Genomic DNA, 25,731 nt, shown 5'->3' on the forward strand with positions numbered 1-25,731 from the left:
CAACGGGGCCTCCCTGGCAGTCTGTGTCGTGTCGCAACTACCAGTGTGTCAGACCGTCCCGTTGTCCGCCCCTCCCCGATTTTCCGTCATGAACCTTTTTTATGCTTCCGATGTCGGTCAATCGGGACCATTGTTGACGGTCTGAAGAGGGGCAAACAAGCTCATTTGCGACGCGAAAACGACGCACGGGATGCGGCCAACAGGGTGAAAAGCAGACAGCGCCCGGACGGAATCACAGAGCTTATACTGACGAAGGGGTGCGCCCTCGCGCCACGACAGGCGCCCAATAACCGAAAGGGGCGACCTCCGCCGGTGGGATTCAACGGCTGCAATCGGAGCGGGCTTGTGGCAATAACACGTGAAGGTGTGCGGTCTTCATGGCTCATGAGATGTCCGCTGCTGATGTTGGGTCTGTGGGGTTGTGGGCGGGGCGAAGCGCCGTCCAAAAACCGACTGACCGGACCGCCGGGCGGAAGGCGAGCCCACATTGGTTGCGGTTTCGCATAACACTGATCAAGCGCTTGGGGGCCAGGGGACTGTGGCTGAGCAGAGAGACTTCAAGGACACGCCGGGCCATTCCGATCCAGAAAGCCCGACGCATTCGGTGGTTCTGCCGCTCAATGATCTGGAGGCGCTGACGATCCTGCACCTCGTCGAGCGCCTCGAAAAGTCTCCCAACCGCAAGGCGATTCGGCCCAAGGCGCACCCGCTTAACGTCGGCTGGGGCGGACGCGCGACGATGACAGGCGCCCAGATTGATGCCCTGGCCGACACCGTCATCCTGGTCGAAATCCCCGACGGAGACCTGGCCCGCCGCATCACGCGGACCGGCCGAACGGTGACGATCGTCGACCACCACATCTATGCCGGTGCGACGGGCGGGCCCATCGACCGCCGTTCCGGGCTGTCATCCCTGGAACAGGTCATGCGCCATCTGGATGTCCGCCCGGAGGAGCTTGAGCCCGATTTCGCGGTTCACTGCCGGGCGGTGGCCGCGAACGACCGCGGCTTCATCCCGCACCTGACCAAGGAGCTGGAAGGGCACGACGCTCGGATCGCGGACATCCGCGCCCGGGATCTGACCATTGCCCGCCTCGCGTCGGACGACGGGGCGGACCTGGATCTCTCGACGTTTGACCCGGCGGTTGCCCCCTGGCGAGCCGAATGCGAAGCGACCCGCACCGCCATCGAAGTGGCCCGGGGGGCGTTGTGCGAGGCGCTGCGGGCCGGTGAGGCGCGGATGTTGGACACCGGCGGGATACCGACCGGGACGACGCCGCCGCGTCTGCTGCTGGCGCGGCTGCCGGACACCCACCGATTCGTCATGGCCGACGCCGCCGTCTGGGCCTTCAAGGAAACGGAAGGCCACAAGCTGACAGACCCACTGGAAATGCTGTTGGTCTTTCATGCCGCCGATGACAAGGCGCGACTCACCCAGATCGAATTCTCCGGCGCGCCGGATCGCGCCGACCAGGTCGCCCAGTGGTTCGATCCCCTGGTTCGCCGCGCATGGCCGGAGGGGACAGAACGCCTTGTCACCTATGCCGGCGGGATGGGGAACTACTTCGGCGCCCGGGATCCGATCGGCGGGGGGGCCGAGGCGCTCTCCAAGCTGGTCGATACCCTGCTGGGCGACCTGTTGACCGGCAACCGCCCGGTCACGGCGTGGCGCACCAGTTTCGTCCAGGCGCTGAGCCTCGGCGACCCGCTGGACAGCAAGGCCCCGGCGAACCCGGAAAACGAGACACCCCAAGAGCGGCCCCCGGCGACGCTCAAGATGCGGATCCTGGACCACTTGTCGGAGCGGCGCGCGGCGGATCCCGGGTTCGTGACGCCTGTCGCCTTCGAAGCCCAGGAGGCGCATTACTTTCTGCCCCATCTGCGCGATCTGCTGGCATGGCAGCCGAAAACCGCCCCTGAATCCGGCGAGGCCTGGGAGGCGGCGGGGAACCAGATCAAGGCCGGCCGGGCCTTCATCTCCCTCGCGCTGGCCGCGCCGTCGCTGTCGTTCACCATCGAATGGCCACGGAACACAGGCAGCAAGACGCCCATCAAGGTGGCCGTGGAGGAGGTGCGGCTTCATTTCGCCTATAACGATGTCCTGCTGATCGAGTTGACGGTGGGGGAGCAGATCCCGGAGTTCGGCGCGCATTCCGGTCTATGCTGGAAAGACCTGCTGAAGGCATCCCACCCGGCGTTCCATCGGCCGCTGGGGCAGGTGATGGAGGCCAACGCGAAGCTGCGCTACACCCATTGCGCCATGATACTGGGGGACGACGAGCAAACCGCCATCACCCTTCACCACAAGGGCACGGCGCTGGGAACACTGGTTCACGGCAAGCACATCGATCCCGATCCCTTCACCGGCTGGTTCAAGCCGTTCCTGCGAGAGATGCTGGGCCTGTCGGACGCGGACCTCTGCCAGGATGGCTGCCTGCCGAAAGACAAGCCCCAAGCCCGCCTGTTGTTCGACGACCGCGCCCGCGTCGTCACCTCGGTCGTGGTGCACGGCGCGCAACCCTGCAGCCCGAAGGGCAAGGCGGACTTCGACGTCATGCTGGCACGGCTGACCACCGTGGACGGCCACGGCACCACGCACACCTGCGATCCCGCCGCCGCTGTCAAGGAAGTCGAGGACGGGCGCTACAACCGCTACCGGTCCTGGGGATCCTGGTACACGGCCACCTCGCACAGCTTCGCTTTCCTCGGCTTCGACGGCTTCTTCCCGCGCGACATCATCCACCGCCTTCACATGCACACCATGTACCGGCGCATGGCCATCCTGGCGCAGGCCAACGTCGCCATCCTGGGCTCGTTCTCGCTTGAGGTCAGCGACGCCCTGCGGTTCGCGGCCCCGACGGACGCCACGCCGGCGCAACGGAACGAGGCCCTGACCCGCTACTACCGTCACCTTCACTGGGTCCAGTTGGAGTTCACCAACCACATCTGGTTCGATCGTGTAACAAGCCAGATCCAGGGCATCGAGCTGTTCGACCTGATGAACCGCCGCACCGAATGCCGCCGCGACTATGACCTGGTGCGCGACGAGATCGAGCAGATGCAGGGGGTCCTGACGGCCGAGCAGGACAAGCAGGAAGACCGCAACACCAAGGAGGAAGAGCGTCGCGAACGCACCCTGGCGGGCATCGGCCTGCCCTTCGTCCTGCTGTTCGCCTTCCTGGGCAGCCAACAGATCGAGGCCCACTTCTTTCTCTGGCCGTTGCTGGAATGGGGGACCGAGGCCCTCGGCTTTGACCCGGCCTACACCTGGGTGGTCGCCAGCGTCGCCGGCGCACTCGTCTCTGCCGTCGTGCTCCTGGCCGTCAGCCCGAAGTTCTTCGAAAACCTGCCCTGGTTCCGCGACAGACTGAAGGACAAGACCGGCGCGCAGGACCGATGGCGACGTCGGGCACGCAACGCCATCCTGATCGGAACGTTGGCGACGTTCCTTCTGGGCTATGGCTTGCAGTGGTCGGGCCGGATCATGGTGCAGGAGACTGAATCGGGCTTAAGCGTTGGGCAGACCGATCCCGGCGCGCCGCCGGCACCGGGGGATGGCGGTTAGCTCTGTCCGACCGCGTGCGAGGTCGAAGCGGCACGAAACGGCGCCGAAGCCCGGCAAGAACCAAATGGCGCTGCCCGATCAAAGGGTTGGCTCTTAATCAGCGCAAACGACGGTCAGTGGAAACAGCGGAAGCTATTGGAAATAATAAAGAAATGATGCCCGGGACTGCGCTTTTTCTATCTAGGGATGCAAACGGTGACTCTGAACTCGCCATGGTGACCACCCTTCCGCTTATCCACGCGGACTGAAACTTCATCTCCAGCACGCGACCGCGCACGACGTCGGGTGACCACCCTTCCGCTTATCCACGCGGACTGAAACTGATGGGCTCGACGCGCACGCGCGTCTTCCCCGAGGGTGACCACCCTTCCGCTTATCCACGCGGACTGAAACTACATCCGGCCGCTCGACCAGATCCCCGGAGGGTGACCACCCTTCCGCTTATCCACGCGGACTGAAACTCGATTGCATTCCGCGACAAGACCATCGTGATGCGGTGACCACCCTTCCGCTTATCCACGCGGACTGAAACTGAGTGGTGACGTCTTCCCACGCCACCAGGAAATACGGTGACCACCCTTCCGCTTATCCACGCGGACTGAAACCGCCCGCAAGTGCGGAAACGAATTCCTGCTGCCGGTGACCACCCTTCCGCTTATCCACGCGGACTGAAACATCGTCGGCCAGCCGGCGTCCGCGGCCAGGGCGGGGGGGTGACCACCCTTCCGCTTATCCACGCGGACTGAAACGGCCTGTTCCAGTGAAACACCGTTGACGGTTTTCACTGAATGGAGCAGTTTCAGCGGATGATGAAATCGCCGCATTCGGTGAAAGAGGTCGAGGCCGAAGCCGCGACCGCGCTCCGCGCTCTCCTCGACGAGGTCGAAGCCGTCGAGGTGGAGGCGGTGGACGGGGAACCGCCCGCAACCGATCCTGGAATCGACATGGTCGTGCGTCTCACGGCCTGGCACGGCCCGCACGTGCTCGTCTGTGCGATCAAGACGAACGGACAGCCGCGCGAGGTCAGGCTGGGCCTGCATCGACTTAGCGAAACCGCCGCACGGTTCGGTAACGGCGCGACGCCCGTCTTCATCGCCCCCTACCTCTCGCCGGCGGCGCGGGCACTGTGCCGGAACCACGGGGCGGGTTATCTCGACCTGCACGGGAACGCCCGCATCGTCTTCGGCGGCGTGTTCATCGAGCGCCATGTTCCGGGCAAGCCGCCTACGGAGCGGCGCGCACTCAAATCCCTGTTCCGGCCGAAGTCGGCCCAGGTGCTCCGCATGCTGTTGCGTGACCCCGGGCGGTCATGGCGCGTCGCCGAGCTTGCGGAGGCCGCCCAAGTCAGCCTCGGCCATGTCAGCAATGTCCGATCGGCCCTGATCAACCGCGCGTGGGCAGAGGTTGCGGACGACGGCCTGCGCCTGTCCAGTCCCGGCGCCCTGCTCGACGCCTGGCGCGACGCGTATGCCCCCCCGGTGGGGCAGCGAGCCGGCTTCTACACAATCCTGCATGGCAGTGCCTTCGAGGACGCCGCGCGCAACGCCCTGGCGTCGGCATCGGGGAAGGGACGGGCCGTCTTCGCGTCCTTCTCGGCGGCGCAATGGCTTGCGCCCTATGGCCGGGTCGGAAGCCAGCAGTTCTACGCGGACTCCGAAGGACTCAAGGTCCTCAAGGCGGGCTTGAGACTGGCGCCCGCGTCGAAGGGGGAGAACGTTTCCGTCACGCTGCCCAAGGACGAGGGCCCCTTCCTTGATGCCATCGAGCCCGCCCCCGGGATCGTCTGCACGAGCGCGGTGCAGACCTATCTGGATCTGTCCGTCTCGGGCGAGCGCGGCCGGGAGGCTGCGGACCATCTGCGGCGGGAACTGTTGCGATGGCAGACCTGACGCCCCATTATGACGACCGGGCGACGGGCGCCGTCAAGAGCGTTCCGGTTGAGATCGCCCAGACGATCGGCAGCTTTCGAGAAAAGTTTGCGGTCATCGGTGGGGCTGTTCCCTGGCTCCGACTTGACAATCCGGACATGCGGCATGTCGGCACACTCGATGTGGACCTCGCCCTTCATGCCGAGGCGCTCGGCGACGGCGAATACGCAACGCTGATCGAGGCGTTGAAGAAGAACGGGTATCGCCAGAGCCAAGACCACCGCCCTTTCCAGCTTGTGCGCCGTGTGCCCGCGCCGGATGGTGGGCCGCCCATAGACGTCGTTGTCAATTTTCTGATGCCTCGCGGTGTCGATATTGAGCCTCACAAACCCCTGCTCCTTCCCTACTTCAATGTGGTCAGGGCCGACGGCGTCGATCTTGCGCTGCTTTTCAACGATATTGTCATGGTTGAGGCGTCGATGCCGGACGGCGGGCGAAACCGGGTTGAGGTCGCGGTCTGTACGATCCCGGCGTTGATCGCCATGAAGGGACATGCCCTGCGCGGCCGGAACGAGCAGAAGGATGCCTATGACGTCTACTACAGCATCCGCAACTATGACGGTGGCCCCGACGCCCTCGCCGTGGCCTGTCGTCCGCTTCTGGAGCACGAGAGCGCGCTCAACGGCTACCGCATCGTCGCGGAAAAGTTCGAGACACTGGAAGGATACGGGCCAACCTGTGTCCGGCGATTTGTGGAGGAGACGCAGGTCCTGGATGACCGCACGCCGGAGCAATGGCAGATGGACGCCTTCGGGCAGGTCGATGCGTGGTGTCGGGCCCTGGGCCTAAGGAATTAGTCGATCCGGCCATTGGCTCCCGCCAGGATCGCAGATCCTCTCGTGTTTCCACCCCTTGTCTGAACCGGACAGTCGGGCTACCGTCCCTTGATAAGGCTCATGGTTGCATCCGGGGGGCATGATGGGGACATGGCTGTGTCGCGTCGAGGGCGTGAACTTCAACACAACCGTGTTCGACACCAATGACTTGTCCACGGTGCGCGGTGCGTCCCTGGGCTTGCTGCACCTTGACCGCGCGGTGACGCAGACCTTTCCGACATGCAAAACGATTTTCTCCGGCGCCTCTCAATGCGCGGTGGTCGTGGAGCGTGACGGCGACGAGGCGACGGTTACCCAGGCGGTCCGCAAAGAGATCAACGCGGTGCTGAGCGACCGGGCGGCCGTGCGGGAAGGTCTGGACAAGAAGGGCGAGGCCGCGCCGCCCTTCCCGGCCCTGACGACGGTCATTGATGTCGTACCGGTGGCGGACGAGCGGAAAGAGACGGTCGCCGCCGCGCTCCGCATTGCAGAGGCCCGCAACCGCTCCCGCCAGTTTCGGCAATGGACCCTTGACCCCCTGGAGGTTTCGACGGACGGGAAGGACGTGGGGGCGTTCGAGCACGGACGCCCCGGCACCGTCGCGGTTCCTCTACCGAAGGACAAGGGGCGGCCCCGGGTGCTGACGGGCGACGGGGACGACACCCTGACGGACGCCGAGACCGAGACGGCAGCCCCCAAGAGACTGTCGTTCGCGGTGGCCGCCAAACGCGAATACGGACGGACCGCGCGGCAGAAATTCTATGCCCATGAGCTGGGCTCCGATGCGTTGTTGACCAAGAACGGCGACCGCCTTGGGTTCGTGGACAGCCTGGAGGACATGCCCCACGCCGACTGGACCAAGGACGCCCTGAAGGCCATGCCGCAGTCCGTGCGCAACAAGATCGCGGTCGTCTATGCCGACGGCAACGGCTTCGGGGCTATCCGGGAACAGGTGGGGGTCGAGGCGTTCTCAAAGGCCCTTGCCCCCCTGCGCAAGGCGCTCCTGAAGGCGATCATTACATGGTTCGTCGGCCATGCGCGCGGTGCAAAATACGACGAACTATTCTTGATCGAATCGGAAAAGCGCCATGGCCGGGTCCGGCGCGGCCTGCGTCTGGAAACACTGATGTGGGGCGGCGACGAACTGCTGTTCGCCATGCCGGCCTGGCTGGCGCTGCCCTTCGTCGCCGGGCTTCACGCCGCGACCAGGGACTGGACGATCGGCGGCCACGCCCTGACCCAGGCCATTGGCGTGACCATCGCGCACCACAAGACGCCGATCCGCCAACTCACCCGCCTCGCCCACGAGGCGGCGGACGGCGCCAAGGCCGCCGACCTGAAGAACCGGACAACGGTTACCGTGGACGTGTTCGAAAGCCTGGCGCCGCCCGACGCCGGCAACGGCCTGGACCGCGCCCGCGACCGCCTGTTCGGCGCGCCCGATCCATCCTCGGGCGAGGCCGCGATCGGGGAGACGGAGCGCGCGCGCCTGCTGGCCATGCCGGGGGATTCGCTGGAGGCGTTCATCGTCGCCCTTGGCTCGGAAAAACAGAAGGACGAAGACAACACCGCGCTGCCCCGCTCCCAAATGTACGCGGCCTTGCGCGCCGCCCGCGCGAAGACACCCTGTCTGGCCGACGACAAGGCAGCAGCAGCCGTGCGCGACGCACTCGACACCTACGCCGAGCGCATGGGCAAAGGCGGGCTCGATGACGTGTTCCCGGCCAGAAACCGCCCGCCGTCCGTCGCCGAGCGGCCTCTCGGCCTGGAACTCGCGTTGGTCACCGAACTGTGGGACTACATCCATCCGGGCGGACTGGATATTCCCCCCATGACGGTCACCGGGGACGCGGGGGACAGCGAATGACCCTCGCCCTCATGACCTACACCTGCAAGGTCGCCGTCCGTTCGCCGTTCCTGTTTCGGGGCCTCGCGGCCGCGCCCTTCGGGGTTGACGCCACCGCGCTGCGCGACGATCAGGGCACGCCGATCATCCCCATGGACCAGATCCGGGGCGTGCTGAAGGAAGCCCTGCGCGATCTGCCCGAGAGCGTCGTGCCGGCCCAGGGGCCGCTGTCCATCGACAAGTTGTTCGGCGTGAAAAGCGAGCGGGAAGACGCGGCCGGTACCGCCAATGAACCCGTCAGGCGCCGCATTCATTTCTCCGACCTCGTGGCCAAGGGGATCCTGCCCGATCCCACCGAGCCGGATGTGATCGAGGATCTTCCGGCGAACGGCGCCCACCATACCCGCATCGAAATCGACCCCAACAAAGGCACGGTGAAGACAGGCGCGCTTCAGGTCGTGGAGCTTGTCGCGCCCATGGGCGCCACGGTCCTGTTTTCGGGCACGGTAGAGGTTCTGGCGCCCGCCGCCGATCACGACCGCGTCACGGACATGCTGTCCAAGGCCCTGGCGCTGGTCGGCTCCATCGGCGGCCTCAAAAGCCCCGGTTTCGGCGAGGTCGTGGAAGAGGCGACGTGCCTGACCCACGAGAGCGGTGCGGTGACGTTGACCGAACCTGTGCCCAGGGACCTCGCCCGCGACCGCCTGCGCCTGAGTGTCACCTTCGACCGGCCGATTCTGGTGAACACGAAGCGATTGGCGGACAATGCCATCGAGAGCGCCCAAGTGATTCCGGGGGCGGTTTTCAAGGGCACGCTGGCCGACCGGCTGACCCATGCCGGCGCGCAGCCGACCAAGGGATTGCTGGGCGATGTCCTGGCCGTCCTCTCGGTCTCTCACGCTTGGCCGCTGTCCCGCGCGGGCGACCGGCTGTGCCGCCCACTGCCCCTGTCGCTGGTCGGCGCGGACGCGGACGGAACCCTGACGTTCGGCGATGCCCTCAGCGTACCCGACGGACGGGGCGCCATGATCGGCGGCCGCCCGGCGTGGTTCGTCGGCGACTGGAAGAGCCCGTGGTTCGAGCCGGGTGCCGAGGCGGCCGGATATCCGACGGCACAGGTCCGTGACCCGGTCGCCCGCACCCACACCGAGATCCATTGGGATACCGGGACGGCCGCCGACCACATGCTCTACACCACGCTTCTTCAGCCAGTGCGGGAGATCGACGGCACACCCATCGCGTGGTGTCTCGACATCGACCTGGGCCAGGTTCCGGAGGGTAATAAGCGGCGGGTTGCCCAGGGCCTGATCGACCTGTTGACCACAGAGGGGTTGTACGGCGTCGGCGGTACCGGCGCGCGCGCCACTTTCACCGAGGACCCTGGCACCGTTGCGCCACCCCACGCGGCCCCGGTGCATGGAACGACCAACCGGTTCGCGCTGATGCTGGAAACGCCGGCGGTGCTGTTCGATCCGCGAGACGCGTGGCCGGCGGACGGATCGACCGTGCCGGCGCGAACGGTGTACGAAACGGCATGGGCCAGGCTGGTGCCCGGCGCCCGGCTGCTCTCGTTTTTCGCGGCGCAAAGCCTGGCCGGCGGGTACATCGCGCGTCGGCGCCGGGCGTACGGCAAGGACTGCTATGTTCCTTTTGTGCTGACCGATCCGGGCTCGATTTTCCTGATTGAGGTCAAGGACGACGCCGGCCGGGCGGCCCTCGACCAAGCGGTGCGGTTCGGCTTGAAACCGGCTGCGTTCGGCACCGAGACGGTGACTTGGCGCACCTGCCCCTACATGCCCGAGAACGGCTACGGACGGGTGTCCACCACCTACCTGTCCCAGGCGAATCAGGCCCGGCTTATGGAGGCGGTGACCCATGCCTAGGCTGCGCTACGACATCAAAGGCACCCTGGAGACCCTGGCACCGCTGCATGTCGGAACAGGCGAATGGCGCAAGGTGGCGACGGTCAAGGGCAAGGACGGCGCCAACACCCGACCCGACGTCGCGGCCCTGATGCGGGACGCGACCGGAACGCCGATGCTGCCGTCCACCACGCTCAAGGGGATGCTGCGCGGGTTGGCCGCCTCCCTTGGGAACAAGATTGCCAAACTCGACGCGGATGCCTTGATGGGAGAGATCAAGGGCACCGCCGAGGAGGATGAAAAGGGCCGGCCGTTGCCTCGGGGCAGCATGGGCCTGCTGACCGTGTTCTGCGCCCCACGCACCGACGCGGTGCCGGACGCAAGCGCGATGCCCTTCGCCGATGCGCGCCCGATTGCCCAAGAAGGCCTGGGGGACGGCGTGTTCGTCGCCGCGCGCACCAGGATTGACGGGGCCAGCGGCACCGCCTCCGACGCGACCCTGTTCTTCCAGGAGATGGTCGCCAAGGGCACCCGCTTCGCGTTCCGTTGCCGGATCGAGGCCCGGGCGGGGCGGATCGACAAGGCCGAACAGGCCCTGGAAACGCTCAAGGTCCTGCTGGCCGCGTTGACGGCGGACGAAGGCGTGCCCCTGGGCAAGGGCCAGGCGGACGGCCTGGGGCGGGTCCGGTTGCGTCCGCAAACCCTGTCCGTGACGCGGCGAACCGTGGCCGACGACGGCACGTTCACCAAGACGCCGGTTGAGGATTTCGCCCTGCCGGAAGTGATCGCGCCGCCCGAGGTGGACCGCATCCCCATCCGCCTGCGCTGCGACGGTCCGTTCGCCGTGATCGACGCCTCCCACAAGCGGGAGCGCGGTCGGCATGAGGGGGAAGAAGAGACACCGCATCTGAGTGCGCAGCGTGAAACCGAAGCCTTGCCTCTTCTGCTCGGCACGGGCGTTTCGGGAGCCCTGCGGGCGCGCGCGGCGTGGCTGTGGGCCCGCGACGCAGCGACCATCCGGGCGGCCGCAGGGGAGACCGAGGGACCGGTTCTGGACGACACAACGGTTGGACCGAAGGATCCCGTGGAGCGGCTGTTCGGACGGACGGGATTCCGTGGTCTGCTCTCCCTATCCGGAATGACCATTGCGGCGGATGCGCCCCTGAACCTTACGTCCGTGCGGATTGATCGCTTCTCCGGCGCGCCGGTGGACAATGCCCTGTTCACGACAGCCGCGTTTATTGGGGTCGATCTGAGCTTCACGCTAACGCTCGGAGGCAGCGCCACGACGATAGACAGAGCGCTATTCAATGCTCTGTGCAGGGACATCAAGGCCACGGGCCTCATGCTGGGCCACGGCACAAACAAGGGCTTCGGCTGGTTCGACTGGACGGAGGACGCGGCATGACCCTATCGCCCGACCTGATCGAAAAGGCCGTCGCCCTTCTTGAAACGTTTTCCAACATGCCGTCCCTTGAAGACGCCATGGATCACCTGTCGGAAGCGTACGAGCTGTCCGAGGCGGATCTTGAGGAGCTTGCCCGGCGGGCGATTTCCAGGCTCTCGGCGCCCCAACAGGCGAGGCCAGCCAGAAGCGGTCACCGCGAACGGCGCACCCTGAACGCCGACGTCGGCGCCCCCTTCCGGTTCGTGACCCTGAACGACATCGTCGCCCCCCGGGACACCGACGCCGGCGCCCTCGATAAACCGATTCCCGGTGGCCTGTCCGCCCATATCGAGGTCCAGTGGATCGCCGAAACGCCCTTGCTGATCGGGGTCAAGAATGCCCGGGGAATCACGGAGCCCATGACCCTTGGACCGGACGGACCACCGGTGATCCCCGGCGCCAGCCTGCGGGGGATGGTGCGGGCGGCCACGGAAATCGTTGCCATGGCACGCCTGGGCAGTGCCAACCTGCACCACAAATACGGTCTGCGTGACTTCGAGCACCCGACCTATGGCCAGGACCTTCCCGTGTCCGACGTTGATCAAGTCAAGGCCGGCTGGTTGACGTTGCGGTGGGACAACGACGTTGCGAGGAAAACCCCTGAAAACGCTTCCTGGGAAATCGCCTCTATTGGGCACGAATGGTCCCATATTCCGGTGGATGATCTCGGAGCCGTCGTCGGGTCCGCCTTCACGGACAGAGCGAACTGGATTCAGACGTCACTTGAGGAAAAATACGACCATCTCGGCATGACCCGTTCCCACGGCCATGACACTCTTTTTGACTTTGACAGGACCGTTTCTGTTTCCCATCCCCGCAAGGAAGAGACCGGCAATCGCCGCATGGTGCATCCGGGCGGTCCGGTCGAGGGCGTGGTCGTCTGTTCCGACAAGCTGCCCGGCAGCGGCGGCAACAAGAAGCTTGAATACGTGTTTCACGGCCGCCCTGAGCCGGGCGTTGCTCTGAGCCCAGAGGTCGTGGAGACCTTCCTTCGCCTGTCCTGCAAGCCGTCGCGCAACAAGCCGGAACCGGACGGCTCGTTCAAGAAACTCCTGCCGACGTTGATGCGGGGGCATCGCGTTCCGGTCTTTTTCGTCGGCGATCTGAACCGGCAGGACGATAGCTTCTTCTTCGGGCTGACCCGTCTGTTCAAGGTTCCGCACAGATACAGTGTGGGCGACATTCTGGCCCGCCAGAAGGCCCACACCGAAGGTCGCGTGAACAAACGGGACGGCACGGTCGTGGCCTACAATGCCGATTTCGTCGAGCACCTGTTCGGGTACGTCGTGGAGCGCGAGGACCTGGGCCTTGACGAAACCGACCGCATCGACCCCAACCTCGCCGGCCGCAAGGGGCGCGTCGCGTTTTCCTTCGCCACGCTGGAGCCGGGGCAGACCCATCGCCTATCCGGCGAGGTGAGAGCGGCCATGATGGCGCCGCGCGCCTCCTTCGCGCCCTTCTATCTGCGCGGTCAGGCCGAACTCGACTACAGTTATCCCAATGACGTCCGCCTGGCGGGTCGCAAGCGGTATCTACCCCGGTTTCCGGAGGGGCGCACGCAGGAGGCCATGGCCGCCATAGAGGGCATGGCGGATCGCCAAAGAGCGCAGATTCAGGGCGCACGGAGCTCCGAGATCTTCTCCAAGATGCGCTTCCTGGTGCCCGGCCCGGGGCGAACCGACCTGCGGTTCCGCAGCCGAATCCGGATGCACAACGTGACGGCGGCGGAACTGGGGGCGGTTCTGTTCGCGCTGACGCACGGCGGCGATCGGTCGAAACCCTGTCGCCACATGCTGGGTCATGCCCGCCCATTCGGAGCCGGACAGATTCGCGTTGGCCGCGTCCGCCTCGTCGTCGACCCCAACGACGCCGACGCGGCGAAACACTGCTGTGAACCAGCCGGCCCGGACGACCTGATGTCCGAGGACGGCAGGACCGGCTTCTGCCCCCCGCATACGGATCAACGCCCCAGTCACGCTCTCCGGCCTTTTCTGGCCGCTTTCACGGCCTTCATGCGCCGGTCGAGGGCATCGAACGGGGCGGGCGTGCCCCGTTTCCCGGACGTTCCGGAAATCCGAGAGTTCGTTGGGGCCAGCATGCCGGAGGTGACGGCGCGGATCGGTCAGGCGCCCCTGGATTACATGCGTTTGACATCGTTCAATGCCATCCGGAAGGCGACGAAGCCCCGCGAGGACCAGACGCGCCCGGCGGCCATCACCCCGGCTAATGGCGCGGCGCCGGTCCCGAGCGTGCGCGACCGTTTGCTTCCGGCGCCGCCGGCGGAGGTGCCGGCCGTGCCGACAAGTCCCAAGGGCGTTTCGACGAAGGGGTGACCAGAGCCAGCGCGACCGGCCGGGACGGCCATTCCGACGAGTGTCCGGGCCTGCGCCCGGCAGGCCCGGGATTTCGTGAAAAAAGGCATTTATATCAGGAGGTTACGGTTCATTCCATCGGATTGAAGATCAGTGGAAAACTGCAAGGCCATGTACTACCTGAAAGATTTTGACATGAAAACACGTCATTATAGATTTCTAAGGGTGAATCGCTCATTGGTTTTGCGTATGGGTGGAAAGTGGCCTAAAACATCGGCCTTGATCAGGGGGCTGCAAGGGGGTAAGGTGAACACCCTTCCGCTTATCCACGCGGACTGAAACAGCTCCTCACTGGGGCCGGCCGGGAACGCTCGCCGGGGGGGTGAACACCCTTCCGCTTATCCACGCGGACTGAAACCACCATCCCCGGCACCCGGGTGTTCACCTGGAGGTGAACACCCTTCCGCTTATCCACGCGGACTGAAACTCTCCTCGGTGGAACCCCCCACTATGGGGGTTCGGTGAACACCCTTCCGCTTATCCACGCGGACTGAAACATGATGATGCGTCCACACCGAGGGCGGCAGGGGTGAACACCCTTCCGCTTATCCACGCGGACTGAAACACACCATCGTTCTTGGTTGCAATCTGCTCGGGATGGTGAACACCCTTCCGCTTATCCACGCGGACTGAAACGCCGTTGTTCTGGTTCCAGCCCAGCTGGCTGATGGTGAACACCCTTCCGCTTATCCACGCGGACTGAAACGTACGATGACCATCCTTCATCACCAGCACCAAATCGGTGATGGTGAACACCCTTCCGCTTATCCACGCGGACTGAAACACATCCGCCTCAGGCAGAGGCTGCAACAGGGCATGCAGGTGAACACCCTTCCGCTTATCCACGCGGACTGAAACGCGCCGCGCGCAACCCCCGCCGCCGATCTTCGGGCAGGTGAACACCCTTCCGCTTATCCACGCGGACTGAAACGCGACCTCGTTGGACCCGCGCAGAGCGGCAGGTGAACACCCTTCCGCTTATCCACGCGGACTGAAACCCAACCCTGACCTCTTTTGCGACGCCTTTCGTCTGGGTGAACACCCTTCCGCTTATCCACGCGGACTGAAACTTGTACTGGGCCACGATGAAGCAGTCGCCAGACGCCAGGTGAACACCCTTCCGCTTATCCACGCGGACTGAAACAGATCCGCCGGTGCCGGCGGTTCCTTCTGGCCCTGGTGAACACCCTTGCGCTTATCCACGCGGACTGAAACGGCGTCCTGCAGGGCCTGGGCACCGATCGCGGTGCCGGTGAACACCCTTCCGCTTATCCACGCGGACTGAAACCTCCTGCCGGCGTGCGGCAAAACCACGGAGGGAAAGGTGAACACCCTTCCGCTTATCCACGCGGACTGAAACACCGGGCTGTCCACGTTCAGGTTCAGCGCCGCCTGGGCGCTGAAGGTGAACACCCTTCCGCTTATCCACGCGGACTGAAACAAGCGCGGCAACCTTCGCCATGAACTTGCGCGTGGTGAACACCCTTCCGCTTATCCACGCGGACTGAAACACGAACCGGTCACGCACATGCACGCCATGTTGGGCGTGGGTGAACACCCTTCCGCTTATCCACGCGGACTGAAACTTTCAATGCCCGCACCTCCCTTAGAGTCGCTTGGGTGAACACCCTTCCGCTTATCCACGCGGACTGAAACGATGATCGCCAGGTACGCCCACTGCCAGAGCGCCAGGTGAACACCCTTCCGCTTATCCACGCGGACTGAAACACAGATACGATTTCCGCGACGGTTTTGTAATCCTGGAATGGGGGTGAACACCCTTCCGCTTATCCACGCGGACTGAAACCTGTGTGTAGCCCTCTGTAGAGAAGATCTCGAGGGGTGAACACCCTTCCGCTTATCCACGCGGACTGAAACTTTGTACGCGGCAATATCCACTTCGAGCCAAGGTGAACACCCTTCCGCTTATCCACGCGGACTGAAACTCCACATTGAGACGTTCAATCTCGCCCTTGCCTTCAGGTGAACACTCTTCCGCCTATCCACGCGGACTGAAACGGCAGCGACCCAGGCAGCGTCCTCGGCAGCGGTGGTGAACACCCTTCCGCTTATCCACGCGGACCGAAATGGCCGGCGACGGCCGGCCATCCCGAGGGAGCGCAGCGAGCCGAGGGACCTCGTCCGGCCGGGCAATCCGATGAGGGGCGCGCGTTTTTGCTTGGGAGATCCCGCGCCTCCCGTGGAGGCTTCGCAGTGAAGTGCGGACGCTACCCGATTGTCCACGCGGCCAGGGGCGGAAAGGGAGCGCCCGGTCTGGCACCGTCACAGCAGCCAGAAGTCCTGGTCCTCGGCCAGCGGCGTGCCGGTGCCGTGCACGGCGCAATGCGGTCGGCCGTCGGCCGATACCGCATAGACGCGCAAGGAATCCCCGCCCTCCAGGTGAACCGCCGCCTCCCGCGCCAGCCGGTCGGCACGCGACGGCGTCATGCGGGCCTCGAACACGCTCTTCTGCACCCGCGTGGCGTGGTCCTCCAGCACCGCCGCCACCCGCCGCCGCGCCGCCGCGCGGGCGATGTCGTAGCAGAACACCATCAGCATCTCGGTGCGGCTCACCGTCCCGTCCTCCCGGCCCATGCCACGCTCAGTAATCCATGCGGTACGGCACGTGGACATGATCACCGGCGGCATGGCGGGCGAAGGACAGCACCTCCTCCTCCATCAGGCCGCGCCATTTCAGCCGCCGCCCCGACCGGGGGCTCTGGATCGGCCGGTCCAGCCACGCCTCCCACTCGCGCAGGATGGTGCGTCGCCCCTCCGGCATCACCCGGCAATGGCCGTCCTCGGTGGTGAGGAAGTGGTCCGGCTTCAGGTGGCGCTGGTTGAACAGCGTCAGGGTGGCCGCCTCCGGCAGCGGACCGCGCAGCGGCTCCAACAGGTCGAACACACAGCCGGCATGGTAATCCCGCGTGCCATGCAGCACGCCAAACCCCGGATGCAGCCCGTGGCGCACCACCAGCACCTCGACCTCCCGCGTCAGCAGCGCCGACAGCCACGACAGCACCAGATTGACCGGGTCCGGCGGCGGCCGCCGCAACCGCCGGTCCAGCCGCCATGGTGCCCGCAACAGGCGCGCCAGCGCCGGCCAGTACAGGGCCGTCGCCTCGCCCTCCACCCCCAGCACGGCCGCCACGTCGCCCTTCACCGCCACCTTGCGCAGGATGCGGCCGATGCGCGCGGCGGCCTTCGTGACCTCGGTGTCCTTCAGCGAGCGGTTCAGCCGCCGCAGCAGGGCGCGCTGATTGTGGATGCGGGCCGCGACCAGCGCGCGGGCGGCCTCGGTCCGCGCCCCCTCGTCCAGCACCAGGCGCGCCTGGGCCAGGTGCAGGCCCGCGCGCTCGCGCGGCGCCGGCAGGCACGCACCCACGGCGCGACCCCAGCCGTCCACCAGATGCACCGGAATGTCATCCAGCAGGCAGGCGCGCAGGGCCTCGTCGTCAAAGCCGGCGCCGGGACCGATCTCCACCCGCCCTGCACGGCCGGGGCCAATCGCCAGCAGATCGTGGCCGGCCTCCTCGACCGTCAGGCTCTGGTTGCGCAGGCCGAGGCGCCGCCCCGGCTCCATGATGTAGAGCACCCGGGTCACGGCGGCCAGACCGGCGGCCTCTTCCTCCTGGCGGCGCGCCTCGGCCGCCGTCTCCGCCGCGTCCTGGCGGGCGATGGCGCGCAGCACCGCCGTGGCGGGGTCGTCCTCGGCCGGCTCGCCACCCGGCGACGGCATGACCAGCGACTTGACGAACAGGTGGCCCAGGAACCGGAAGCCCTGGTCGAACGAGACGATGCGCGTCTTATCGGGATTGAGCGACAGGCCAAGCCGCTCCAGCGCCGTGCCCACGCCGGCCAGCGCCCGCCGCGCCGCCGCCTCGCTGCGGCACAGCAGCACGAAATCGTCGGCGTAGCGCACCAGGCGCACTCCGGGGCCGAAGGTCGCCGCCAGGGCCTCCTCGTCGAGGGCATCGAGATAGAGGTTGGACAGCAAGGGCGACAGCGGCGAGCCCTGCGGCAGCCCCGCCCCGCCCTCGCCGGCGTGCTCCAGCCACACGGCGATCAGGTCCATCAGCGCCGGGTCGTCGATGTGGGTCTCCAGCACCGCCAGCAGGGGCGCGTGCGGCACGCGGTCGAAATACCGCTCGATGTCGCCGTCCACCACCCAGGTGTGGCCGGCCCGCCGCAGCGCCTGGATGCGGGCCACCGCCTGCGCCACCGAACGGCCAGGGCGATAGGCGAAACTGACCTCCTCGAACGCCGGCTCCAGCACAGGCACCAGCGCGTCGGTCACCGCCGTCTGCACCACCCGGTCGCGGACGCAGGGAATGGTCAACACGCGTTCGCCGCCGTCACGCTTCGGCACCGCCACCCGCCGCAACGGCCCGGGGGCGTAGCTGCCGTCGCGCAGGGCCTTGTGAAGGCTCAACAGGCGCACGGCGGCCCCGTCGTCGAACTGCGTGACGGTCAGGCCGTCGCCCCCCGCCGCGCCGGCGTTGGCCCGCACCCGATGCCAGGCGCGTTCCAGGCTGTCCAGCCGCGTCGCGGCGTCGTACAGTGCGTGACGGGCCGGCCGGCGATCGGACGGGCGGGAGGCTCGGGGTGCCATGGGGCCGCTCTCCGGAGGCGGCGGGCGCGGCGCGGGATCGGAAACCGGGCGACGGAAAGGATGGCCCCGGTCGCGCCACACCGATCTTTGGTTTGGTTTCCGTATATCAGTGGAAAGGGCGGAAGGCAATGATCGCATTGATGAATCGGCGTCCACAGCAAGCGCGATCAACCCAAGGGTGTTTTTGTTCGCCTTTTGCGTGTTCTATCAGTGGAAACCGGGGGGTGAAATTCGGCCTTGCGCAAACCCTTGCGAGGGGGTGGGGTGAACACCCTTCCGCTTGACCACGCGGACTGAAACTCCGGCCGGCAGGCCGAATCCACCGGGCACCCCGCGGTGAACACCCTTCCGCTTGACCACGCGGACTGAAACCTACGGCTTGTGATCCCCGCTTCTTCTGCCATTGGTGAACACCCTTCCGCTTGACCACGCGGACTGAAACAGAATGCCGACCGACGCGATGGTCCCAATCGACGGTGAACACCCTTCCGCTTGACCACGCGGACTGAAACATCGCACCGCGAGGTCGCCGGGAGGCACTGAATCGGGTGAACACCCTTCCGCTTGACCACGCGGACTGAAACTTCATCTCGGCATCCCAGCCGCCGAGAAAGAACTGGTGAACACCCTTCCGCTTGACCACGCGGACTGAAACCATCGCCATTGTCGGCGAGGCGGACAGCCGCGGGTGAACACCCTTCCGCTTGACCACGCGGACTGAAACTTCTTCTTGTGGCGTTGCATCGCCACGTGCTCCTCGGTGAACACCCTTCCGCTTGACCACGCGGACTGAAACCAAGCTTTGCAGCCAGTAGAGGAGCGCATCCCAAAAGGTGAACACCCTTCCGCTTGACCACGCGGACTGAAACTTGTCGATGAACCGCAGTCCGATCCGCCGGGTATGGTGAACACCCTTCCGCTTGACCACGCGGACTGAAACAACTGCGTCACTGCATCACTAATCGCCGCAGACACGGTGAATACCTTTCCGCTTATACAAGCGGACCGGGCGCCGGCGCCGCCCCACCCGAGCCCACCGACCCACGCCCTCTGATTGCACTCCGACCCGCCCCGCCGTTATGCTGTCGTCCGCATCAGGGGGCAGCCGGAGGGCGGCGATGGAGGGCTCGGACGCGCGGTGGACCACCCACCCCAACCGTCTGCGACAGCGATTGGCGGCGCCGCTCGACCACGCCACGGCGGACGACCTGCTCGCCCGCTGGTTCCAGGCCGAAATCGTGGCGCGGCTCGGCCCCGGTCTGAGCCCGGATCGGATCACCGACCCGCGCCTTCCCGGCCGCCTGCGCGGCGCCCTGGGCGACGCCCTGCTGGAAGGCGCCAGCGCCGAGGCCCGCGCGGAACAACCCTGCCCGTGGGATCCGCCCTGCGCGCTGGACGTGCTGTGGGGCGAGACCGGCAGCGTGCGCCGGGGCGTGGAGATCCCGCGCCCGTTCGTGATCCGCGTCGATCCCGATCCGCCGGACGGCGGCCGCGTCACCCTGTCGCTGTTCGGCTTCGCCACCGATTGGGCGGAGGGCGTGGCGGACGCCCTGGTGCGCGCCCTGCGGGGCGGCCTCGGCGGCGGGGCGGACGGCGCCCGCCTGACCCTGGAGCCCCGACACCGCGCCATCGTCACGCCGGAGCCCCCCGCGCCGGTGATGCCGGAGGTCGTCGAACCGGGCCTGGGGGTGGTGGCGCTGACTGTGCGCACGCCCCTGGTGCTGCGGCGCCGGTCCGCGCTGGTGCTCGACCCCCTGGCCCTGCTGACCAGCCTGTCGCGGCGCGCGGAGGGCTTCGCGCGCTGGCACGACACCGCGTTGACGGTGGACGGCGATGCCCTGGCCGAGACGGCCTCGGCCCTGACGCTGGATGGTCAGGGGCTCAGCCCGGCCGGCTGGACCCGGGGTTCGGCGCGCCAACCCGGGCGAAGCATTCCGGTGACGGGGGTTGTGGGCCGGCTGGTGCTGCGCGGCCCGCCGGAGGCCCTGGCGCGCGCGGGGGCGCTGCTGGCCCTTGGCAGCCGATTCGGCGCCGGCGGTCATGCCGCGCAGGGGATGGGACGCTACGACATCGATCGCGGCGCATGACGGATCGGCGGCCCCCAGCAAGACGCCCGGCCCAGCCCTCCCTTCCCGGAGTCCTTACCAGGTGCCGGTCATGGGGAAGGCGCTCCACGGGCGGATCGCGCCCCTGCAAGCGTGACCAGGGTACCACCGGCCTCCGAGCCCCGGACCAACCGCATAACGTGCGCCTCCCAGGCGTCCCAGGCCATGCGCTTTTCGGTCGCGAAATCGTGATGCTGGTAGACGCCGACCACCCCGGAAAAGGTGCCCGAGACGTGGTTCAGGCACTTCTCGACGGTGGCAATGTTGATGCCCAGCCGGGCCATGCCGGAGGCGACGGTTCGCCGGATATCATGCACGCGCCACGGCTGGATTTCGTCGCCCGTGAGTTCGGCCATGAGGCGGTCGCACTGTTTCTTGGCGACGCTATGCCCGGAAATGGGCGCCGTTCCGCCGGTCGTGAACACATAGACGGGCTTCCTGCCGCGCTCGGGCGCGATTTTCGGCTGGGCCTCGATCATCTTGATGGCCGTGTCGGTCAGGTGGACGGCATGGGGCCGGCTGTTCTTGGTTCTGGTGCCCGGGATGGTCCAGGTCCGTTTGTCCAGGTCCAGTTCATCCCAGCGCATCCCGCAGACTTCATCTCGCCGGCATCCGGTCAGGACCAGCAGCTTATATGTAGGACCGAACGCGCCCATGCGGTCGGTCGCGGCCCACAGGGCTTTCAGTTCAGTATCGGTCAGGGTGCGGTCTCGCGTCACCTTCGGCGCCGGGGCCGACACGTCGGCACAGGGCGACGTTTCCAGGATGCCCCGCTCGACACACCACGCGCACATCTTCCGCAGGGCGGCCAGGACCCGGTTGCTCAGGGTCGGGCACCCCCGGTCAACGATGGCGTCCAGGATTTCGATAATGTCGCGCCGCTGCACCTCCTGGATGGTCTTCCCCTTCAGGAGGGGCAAAGCCTCCTTGCGCAACAGGCGTTCGGTTTCCGCCCAGGACTTGTTCCGGCCCTTGGCGTACCGCTCGACAAACAGGGTAATGACGGCGTCCACGTCGTCCCGTTGCCGGGCCTGCTCGGCGTCCCGTTCGGCCCGCTCGGCGGCCTCCCTGGCCTTGCGCGGGTCGGCGCCGGCGGCCAGCAAGCGCAGCCCCTTCTTCGCCATGTCGCGCGCGTCGGCCAGCCCCAGGGCCGGATACGGACCCAGGCGGAACTTTGCGGGTTTGCCGGCCCATCGGTAGCGCAGGGACCACGATTTCCGGCCGGTCGGTTCGACCGTCAGATACAACCCGTTGAGGGCCGCGTCGGGGATTTCCTGGCGCTTGTCGGTCGCCTTCCTGGCCTTCACCGACCGCTCGGTCAGCACCTCACCCATCCTCTGATCTCCGGCTCTGGGTAACAGCTGGGTAACGCGCGACACGATATCGTGTGTTACCCAGCGATGCTATCTTGCCATATCGGAGGGCATCATGACTATGAAAAACAAGCATTTTATGGCGGCAAAATGCTATGACATGAGACCCCTGGATATGGGTCTACCTCTCACTACGGATCAGAAGGTTGGGAGTTCGAATCTTCCCGGGCGCGCCATATTTTCCAAGGGCTTAGCCCTCAAAACGGCCTCGCAATGCGGGGCCGTTCTTCGTTGGGGTGAGGCGAGCCCGCATGCCTCACCACTGGAGCCGGGCGCGGGATTTGGCACACCGGCCGGGCGTCTGGGGACCGGGGTCACCACGGGCTCCGGCGGCCAGGGTCGCGATCTGCCGTCTTCCCGATAGGGACCTGTGTCACCAGGGGCTGGCAGGCGCGGGGCGCGGCTGGAGGGAGACGCGCATCAGGGCCCGGCCGCTTTCGGGCCGGGTCGCTGGTGTCAGGTCTGTTCCCCTGCCGTTGGCGATGGGGTGACGGGGCCGCGTTACGCCCCGGCGGTCGGGGACAGGCCGGCGGCTGTCCGCTGCCGTCACCGACCACCGGGGCGCTGGGCACGGTTGAACTCGACCTGATCGGCGGTGAGCTGGAAGCCGATGTAGATCGGATAGTCCAGCGCGCTCTCGCCCGCCGCCATGGGCACGGTGACACTGACCTCCTCGCCCACGTAGCGCACCCGGTCGGTGCCCTCGGGGAACAGGATGCTGGTCTCGAACACCTGCTTGCCGGCGGGCGCGGGATAGAAGCGCGGGATGGCGACGAAGTAGCGGATGTCCTGGCGCCGCCCCTCGGCCGCCGGCCCCAGCGCCGCCGTCATGTCCAGGACCAGATCCACGCGCGCGGCCGTCGTCGCGTCCTCCGCATCGTCGTCGAGGTACTGGCACTCGCCCTGGAAGCCGGCCAGTTCGGCCTCCAGCACCACGTCCGTCAGGTCGCGGCCGGGCCCCGGGCGGAAGCGGGTCAACTCGGCGGTCGAGGCCTCCAGCCGCACCGGCGGACAGGGCCGCGCCTCGCGGTTCTCGAACACGTTGGCGCACCCGGTCAGCAGGCCCCCGAGAAGCAGGACGGGCAGCAGCAGCGGCACCAGGGCCAGGGCGCGGGCAGCACGGGGACGGCGACGGAGGGGCAGGGCGGCGGCCATGGGACGGGTCTCGCGACGAAGGAACGGGAACGGGAACGGGAGCAGCGGCCCCGCGTCTCAGGACGCGGGCGCCGGCGGCAGCGTGGTGTGGGTGCCGTCGCAGAACGGCGGATCGGCGGTCTGCTTGCAGCCGCACAGGAACACCGTCTCGTCGGCCTCGGCGGTGAACCGGCGCGGCGCCAGCCCGCTGCCCTTGTGGGCGCCGTCGCAGAACGGTTGGGTCGCGGAGCGGCCGCAGGCGCACCAGAGGTAGCGCTGGCCGGCCTTGAGTGTCACTTCGAAGGGATGGCGCGGCGGGGTCGGTTCGGTGTCGGTCATCGCGGCGGCCTCCGGTCGGGAACGGGAACGGGGACGGCGAGCGGCGGGGAGTGGCGCCGGCGGGCGGGATCGGCTACAACCCCCGGACCCGTCGGGCCGCGGCCACCATACCCGCGCCGGCCGTCCCCGTCTGCCCCGAATCGCCCGCCCTCCATCGCCTGTCCGACCCGATCCGCATGGCCGTCTACACCGAAGTCAGCGACGACGCCCTGGACGCCTTCCTGGAGCAGTACCGGGTCGGGCGCGCCCTGTCCTGCAAGGGCATCGCCGAGGGGGTGGAGAACTCCAACTACCTGGTGCAGACCGAGACCGGGCCGCTGATCCTGACACTCTACGAAAAGCGGGTGGATCCGGGCGACCTGCCGTTCTTCCTCGGCCTGATGGACCACCTGGCGGCGCGCGGCATCCCGTGCCCGACGCCGGTGCGGGGGCGCGACGGCGAGACCCTGCGCCTGCTCGCCGGGCGGCCGGCGGCGCTGGTGAGCTTCCTGTCCGGCATGTGGCCGCGACACATCACGCCGCACCATTGCGATCGCCTGGGCACCGCGCTGGCCCGCCTGCACGCGGCCGGGCGCGACTTCCCGATGACCCGGCGCAATGGCCTGGGTCTGCCGGACTGGCGCCCCCTGTTCGACCGCTGCGCCGATCACGCCGACGAGGTCCACCCCGGCCTGGCGGCGGAGCTGGACCGCGATCTGGCCGACCTGGAGGCGGGCTGGCCGGTGGGGCTGCCCACGGGCGTGATCCACGCCGACCTGTTCCCGGACAATGTGTTCTTCCTGCGCGACGAGATTTCGGGCCTGATCGACTTCTATTTCGCCTGCACCGATTTCCTGGCCTACGACGTCGCCGTGTGCCTGAACGCGTGGTGCTTCGAGCGCCCGGGCGAGTTGAACGTGACCAAGGCGCGCCGGCTGCTGGACCGCTACCGCGCCACCCGACCGGTGACGGACGCCGAGGTGGCGGCGCTGCCGGTGCTGGCCCAGGGCGCGGCCATCCGGTTCCTGCTGACGCGCCTGTACGACTGGGTGAACACGCCGCCCGGCGCCCTGGTCAAGCCCAAGGACCCGTTGGAGTACCTGCACATCCTGCGCTTCCATCGCGGCGTCGACGGCGCCGCCGCCTACGGGCTGGCGTAGGGCGATGGCGGCGGCATCCGACGCGGGGGCGGGGGACGAGGTCACGCTGGTGACCGACGGGGCCTGTTCGGGCAATCCCGGCCCGGGCGGCTGGGGCGCGCTGTTGATCTATAAGGGCCGCGAGCGCGAACTGTCCGGCGGCGAGCCCCTGACCACCAACAATCGCATGGAACTGATGGCGGTGATCGCCGGAGCGGAGGCGCTGAAACGGCCGTGCCCGGTGCGCATTGTCACCGACAGCCAGTACGTGATGAAGGGCATCACCGAATGGCTCGCCGGCTGGAAGCGCAAGGGCTGGAAGACGGCGGCCAAGACCCCGGTCAAGAACGCGGATCTGTGGCGCCGCCTGGATGCCGCGCTGGCGCCGCACACGGTGCGCTGGGAGTGGGTGCGTGGCCATGCCGGCCATCCCGAGAACGAGCGCGTCGACGCCCTGGCGCGGGCGGCGGCGCGTGACGCCGCGGCCGCGGGCGGCTGATGGCGACGGCCGCGCAGCGGGGCGCGATCCTGGCCCAGCTTGACGCGATCGAGGCGGAAATGAAGCGCATCGGGCTGTGGACCGACCGCCTGCCCGATCCGCCCGCAACCGGACCGCTCGACCCCGCCGCCGGCTTCGACGCGTGGCTGCAGGGGGTGTTCCTGCCCAAGGCGCGGACCGCCGCCGAGACCGACACCCTGCCCGCGCGCAGTCAGGTGGGCGTGCTGGCCCTGCGCCAGTACGACCACCACAGCACGTGGGCGGCGGCGCGGCCGCTGCTTCGCCTGCTGAACGACTTCGACCGCATGGTGGAGGCGGCCGCTCCGCGCGGCCGGCGGCGGTCGGGCCGGTGACGGGCGGTCCCACGCCGGAGCGTGGGACCGAGACAGGGGTGGTCTCTCTCGCGCCCACGCTCCTGCGTGGGCGCCCGCGGTCGACAGATGGTCCCACGCGGGCGCGTGGGACCGAGACAGGGGTGGTCTCTCGCGCCCACGCTCCCGCGTGAGCGCCCGCGGTCGACAGATGGTCCCACGCGGGCGCGTGGGACCGAGACAGGGGTGGTCTCTCGCGCCCACGCTCCTGCGTGGGCGCCCGCGGTCGACAGATGGTCCCACGCGGGAGCGTGGGACCGAGACAGGGGTGGTCTCTCGCGCCCACGCTCCTGCGTGAGCGCCCGCGGTCGACAGATGGTCCCTCGCGGGAGCGTGGGACCGAGA

At 67.3% G+C, this 25,731-nt stretch carries 16 protein-coding genes and 3 CRISPR repeat arrays; of the genes, 11 read left to right on the top strand and 5 right to left on the bottom strand.

Going from position 1 to position 25,731, the window contains the following annotated elements:
• Positions 1-604 precede the first annotated feature (604 nt).
• The 7 genes from GGD88_RS05605 to GGD88_RS05635 all read left to right on the top strand — a co-directional run bounded on the left by GGD88_RS05605 (position 605) and on the right by GGD88_RS05635 (position 13,796).
• Positions 605-3,565: a hypothetical protein gene (locus tag GGD88_RS05605; protein ID WP_184432600.1), complete on the top strand. Its 2,961-nt coding sequence runs from the start codon at positions 605-607 to the stop codon at positions 3,563-3,565.
• Positions 3,566-3,779: 214 nt separating this feature from the next.
• Positions 3,780-4,315: direct repeats of the CRISPR family, unit length 38 nt; unit sequence GGTGACCACCCTTCCGCTTATCCACGCGGACTGAAACT.
• Between the two features lie 38 nt (positions 4,316-4,353).
• Entirely contained in the window at positions 4,354-5,454 is a 1,101-nt protein-coding gene (locus tag GGD88_RS05610) for a type IV toxin-antitoxin system AbiEi family antitoxin (protein WP_246423590.1), read from the top strand.
• Positions 5,442-6,290, top strand: a complete 849-nt coding sequence (locus GGD88_RS05615; protein ID WP_184432602.1) for a nucleotidyl transferase AbiEii/AbiGii toxin family protein — start codon at positions 5,442-5,444, stop codon at positions 6,288-6,290. The genes GGD88_RS05610 and GGD88_RS05615 overlap by 13 nt, the downstream gene beginning before the upstream one ends.
• A 118-nt stretch (positions 6,291-6,408) precedes the next feature.
• Positions 6,409-8,175: a Cas10/Cmr2 second palm domain-containing protein gene (locus GGD88_RS05620; RefSeq protein WP_246423591.1), complete on the top strand. Its 1,767-nt coding sequence runs from the start codon at positions 6,409-6,411 to the stop codon at positions 8,173-8,175.
• A complete protein-coding gene (locus tag GGD88_RS05625) occupies positions 8,172-10,037 on the top strand; it encodes an RAMP superfamily CRISPR-associated protein (RefSeq protein ID WP_184432604.1) in 1,866 nt (621 codons plus the stop codon). The genes GGD88_RS05620 and GGD88_RS05625 overlap by 4 nt, the downstream gene beginning before the upstream one ends.
• On the top strand, positions 10,030-11,424 hold the full coding sequence (locus tag GGD88_RS05630; RefSeq protein ID WP_184432606.1) for an RAMP superfamily CRISPR-associated protein: 1,395 nt from the start codon (positions 10,030-10,032) through the stop codon (positions 11,422-11,424). Before GGD88_RS05625 ends, GGD88_RS05630 begins: the two co-directional genes overlap by 8 nt.
• On the top strand, positions 11,421-13,796 hold the full coding sequence (locus GGD88_RS05635; RefSeq protein WP_184432608.1) for a TIGR03986 family type III CRISPR-associated RAMP protein: 2,376 nt from the start codon (positions 11,421-11,423) through the stop codon (positions 13,794-13,796). Before GGD88_RS05630 ends, GGD88_RS05635 begins: the two co-directional genes overlap by 4 nt.
• Positions 13,797-14,080: 284 nt before the next feature.
• Positions 14,081-15,924: direct repeats of the CRISPR family, unit length 37 nt; unit sequence GGTGAACACCCTTCCGCTTATCCACGCGGACTGAAAC.
• A gap of 194 nt (positions 15,925-16,118) precedes the next feature.
• On the opposite strand, the gene cas2 is transcribed toward GGD88_RS05635, so the two are convergent.
• Together cas2 and cas1 are read right to left on the bottom strand one after the other, a co-directional pair.
• Complete coding sequence (cas2, locus tag GGD88_RS05640) at positions 16,119-16,409, bottom strand: CRISPR-associated endonuclease Cas2 (RefSeq protein ID WP_184432610.1); 291 nt, start codon at positions 16,407-16,409, stop codon at positions 16,119-16,121.
• A 28-nt stretch (positions 16,410-16,437) separates the two neighbouring features.
• Positions 16,438-18,447 carry a CRISPR-associated endonuclease Cas1 gene (cas1, locus tag GGD88_RS05645; RefSeq protein WP_184432613.1) on the bottom strand — a complete coding sequence of 670 codons (2,010 nt, stop codon included), beginning with the start codon at positions 18,445-18,447 and terminating at the stop codon, positions 16,438-16,440.
• A gap of 263 nt (positions 18,448-18,710) precedes the next feature.
• Positions 18,711-19,387: direct repeats of the CRISPR family, unit length 37 nt; unit sequence GGTGAACACCCTTCCGCTTGACCACGCGGACTGAAAC.
• 178 nt (positions 19,388-19,565) lie between these two features.
• Here cas1 and cas6 point away from each other — a divergent pair.
• Positions 19,566-20,534 carry a CRISPR system precrRNA processing endoribonuclease RAMP protein Cas6 gene (gene cas6, locus GGD88_RS19095; protein ID WP_184432615.1) on the top strand — a complete coding sequence of 323 codons (969 nt, stop codon included), beginning with the start codon at positions 19,566-19,568 and terminating at the stop codon, positions 20,532-20,534.
• Positions 20,535-20,602: 68 nt separating this feature from the next.
• Here the strand turns inward: cas6 and GGD88_RS05655 are convergent, their stop codons facing one another.
• From GGD88_RS05655 to GGD88_RS05665, 3 genes are all read right to left on the bottom strand, one after another.
• Positions 20,603-21,931 carry a tyrosine-type recombinase/integrase gene (locus GGD88_RS05655; protein WP_184432617.1) on the bottom strand — a complete coding sequence of 443 codons (1,329 nt, stop codon included), beginning with the start codon at positions 21,929-21,931 and terminating at the stop codon, positions 20,603-20,605.
• A gap of 540 nt (positions 21,932-22,471) precedes the next feature.
• Entirely contained in the window at positions 22,472-23,080 is a 609-nt protein-coding gene (locus GGD88_RS05660) for a hypothetical protein (protein ID WP_184432619.1), read from the bottom strand.
• A gap of 57 nt (positions 23,081-23,137) precedes the next feature.
• On the bottom strand, positions 23,138-23,398 hold the full coding sequence (locus tag GGD88_RS05665) for a CDGSH iron-sulfur domain-containing protein (RefSeq protein ID WP_184432621.1): 261 nt from the start codon (positions 23,396-23,398) through the stop codon (positions 23,138-23,140).
• Positions 23,399-23,574: 176 nt separating this feature from the next.
• On the opposite strand from GGD88_RS05665, the gene GGD88_RS05670 reads away from it, so the two are divergent.
• The 3 genes from GGD88_RS05670 to GGD88_RS05680 are packed head-to-tail and all read left to right on the top strand — an operon-like array spanning position 23,575 to position 25,368.
• Positions 23,575-24,537 carry a homoserine kinase gene (locus tag GGD88_RS05670; RefSeq protein ID WP_184432623.1) on the top strand — a complete coding sequence of 321 codons (963 nt, stop codon included), beginning with the start codon at positions 23,575-23,577 and terminating at the stop codon, positions 24,535-24,537.
• A 4-nt stretch (positions 24,538-24,541) separates the two neighbouring features.
• The gene (rnhA, locus tag GGD88_RS05675; RefSeq protein ID WP_184432625.1) at positions 24,542-25,015 is read left to right on the top strand and encodes a ribonuclease HI; all 474 of its coding nucleotides are present in this window, start codon (positions 24,542-24,544) and stop codon (positions 25,013-25,015) included.
• On the top strand, positions 25,015-25,368 hold the full coding sequence (locus GGD88_RS05680) for a YqcC family protein (RefSeq protein WP_184432627.1): 354 nt from the start codon (positions 25,015-25,017) through the stop codon (positions 25,366-25,368). The genes rnhA and GGD88_RS05680 overlap by 1 nt, the downstream gene beginning before the upstream one ends.
• Positions 25,369-25,731 lie beyond the last annotated feature (363 nt).

This window comes from Roseospira goensis, from assembly GCF_014197795.1.
GTDB classification, from domain to species: domain Bacteria; phylum Pseudomonadota; class Alphaproteobacteria; order Rhodospirillales; family Rhodospirillaceae; genus Rhodospira; species Rhodospira goensis.

What these genes read in the sequence shown, in the direction of transcription:
- GGD88_RS05625 (WP_184432604.1), top strand. Translation starts at nt 8,172, where the DNA reads ATGACCCTCGCCCTCATGACCTACACCTGCAAGGTCGCCGTCCGTTCG.
- GGD88_RS05615 (WP_184432602.1), top strand. Translation starts at nt 5,442, where the DNA reads ATGGCAGACCTGACGCCCCATTATGACGACCGGGCGACGGGCGCCGTC.
- GGD88_RS05610 (WP_246423590.1), top strand. Translation starts at nt 4,354, where the DNA reads ATGGAGCAGTTTCAGCGGATGATGAAATCGCCGCATTCGGTGAAAGAG.
- GGD88_RS05660 (WP_184432619.1), bottom strand. Translation starts at nt 23,080, where the DNA reads ATGGCCGCCGCCCTGCCCCTCCGTCGCCGTCCCCGTGCTGCCCGCGCC.
- GGD88_RS05630 (WP_184432606.1), top strand. Translation starts at nt 10,030, where the DNA reads ATGCCTAGGCTGCGCTACGACATCAAAGGCACCCTGGAGACCCTGGCA.
- cas1 (WP_184432613.1), bottom strand. Translation starts at nt 18,447, where the DNA reads ATGGCACCCCGAGCCTCCCGCCCGTCCGATCGCCGGCCGGCCCGTCAC.
- GGD88_RS05680 (WP_184432627.1), top strand. Translation starts at nt 25,015, where the DNA reads ATGGCGACGGCCGCGCAGCGGGGCGCGATCCTGGCCCAGCTTGACGCG.
- GGD88_RS05665 (WP_184432621.1), bottom strand. Translation starts at nt 23,398, where the DNA reads ATGACCGACACCGAACCGACCCCGCCGCGCCATCCCTTCGAAGTGACA.
- rnhA (WP_184432625.1), top strand. Translation starts at nt 24,542, where the DNA reads ATGGCGGCGGCATCCGACGCGGGGGCGGGGGACGAGGTCACGCTGGTG.
- cas6 (WP_184432615.1), top strand. Translation starts at nt 19,566, where the DNA reads ATGGAGGGCTCGGACGCGCGGTGGACCACCCACCCCAACCGTCTGCGA.
- GGD88_RS05670 (WP_184432623.1), top strand. Translation starts at nt 23,575, where the DNA reads ATGGCCGTCTACACCGAAGTCAGCGACGACGCCCTGGACGCCTTCCTG.
- GGD88_RS05635 (WP_184432608.1), top strand. Translation starts at nt 11,421, where the DNA reads ATGACCCTATCGCCCGACCTGATCGAAAAGGCCGTCGCCCTTCTTGAA.
- GGD88_RS05620 (WP_246423591.1), top strand. Translation starts at nt 6,409, where the DNA reads ATGATGGGGACATGGCTGTGTCGCGTCGAGGGCGTGAACTTCAACACA.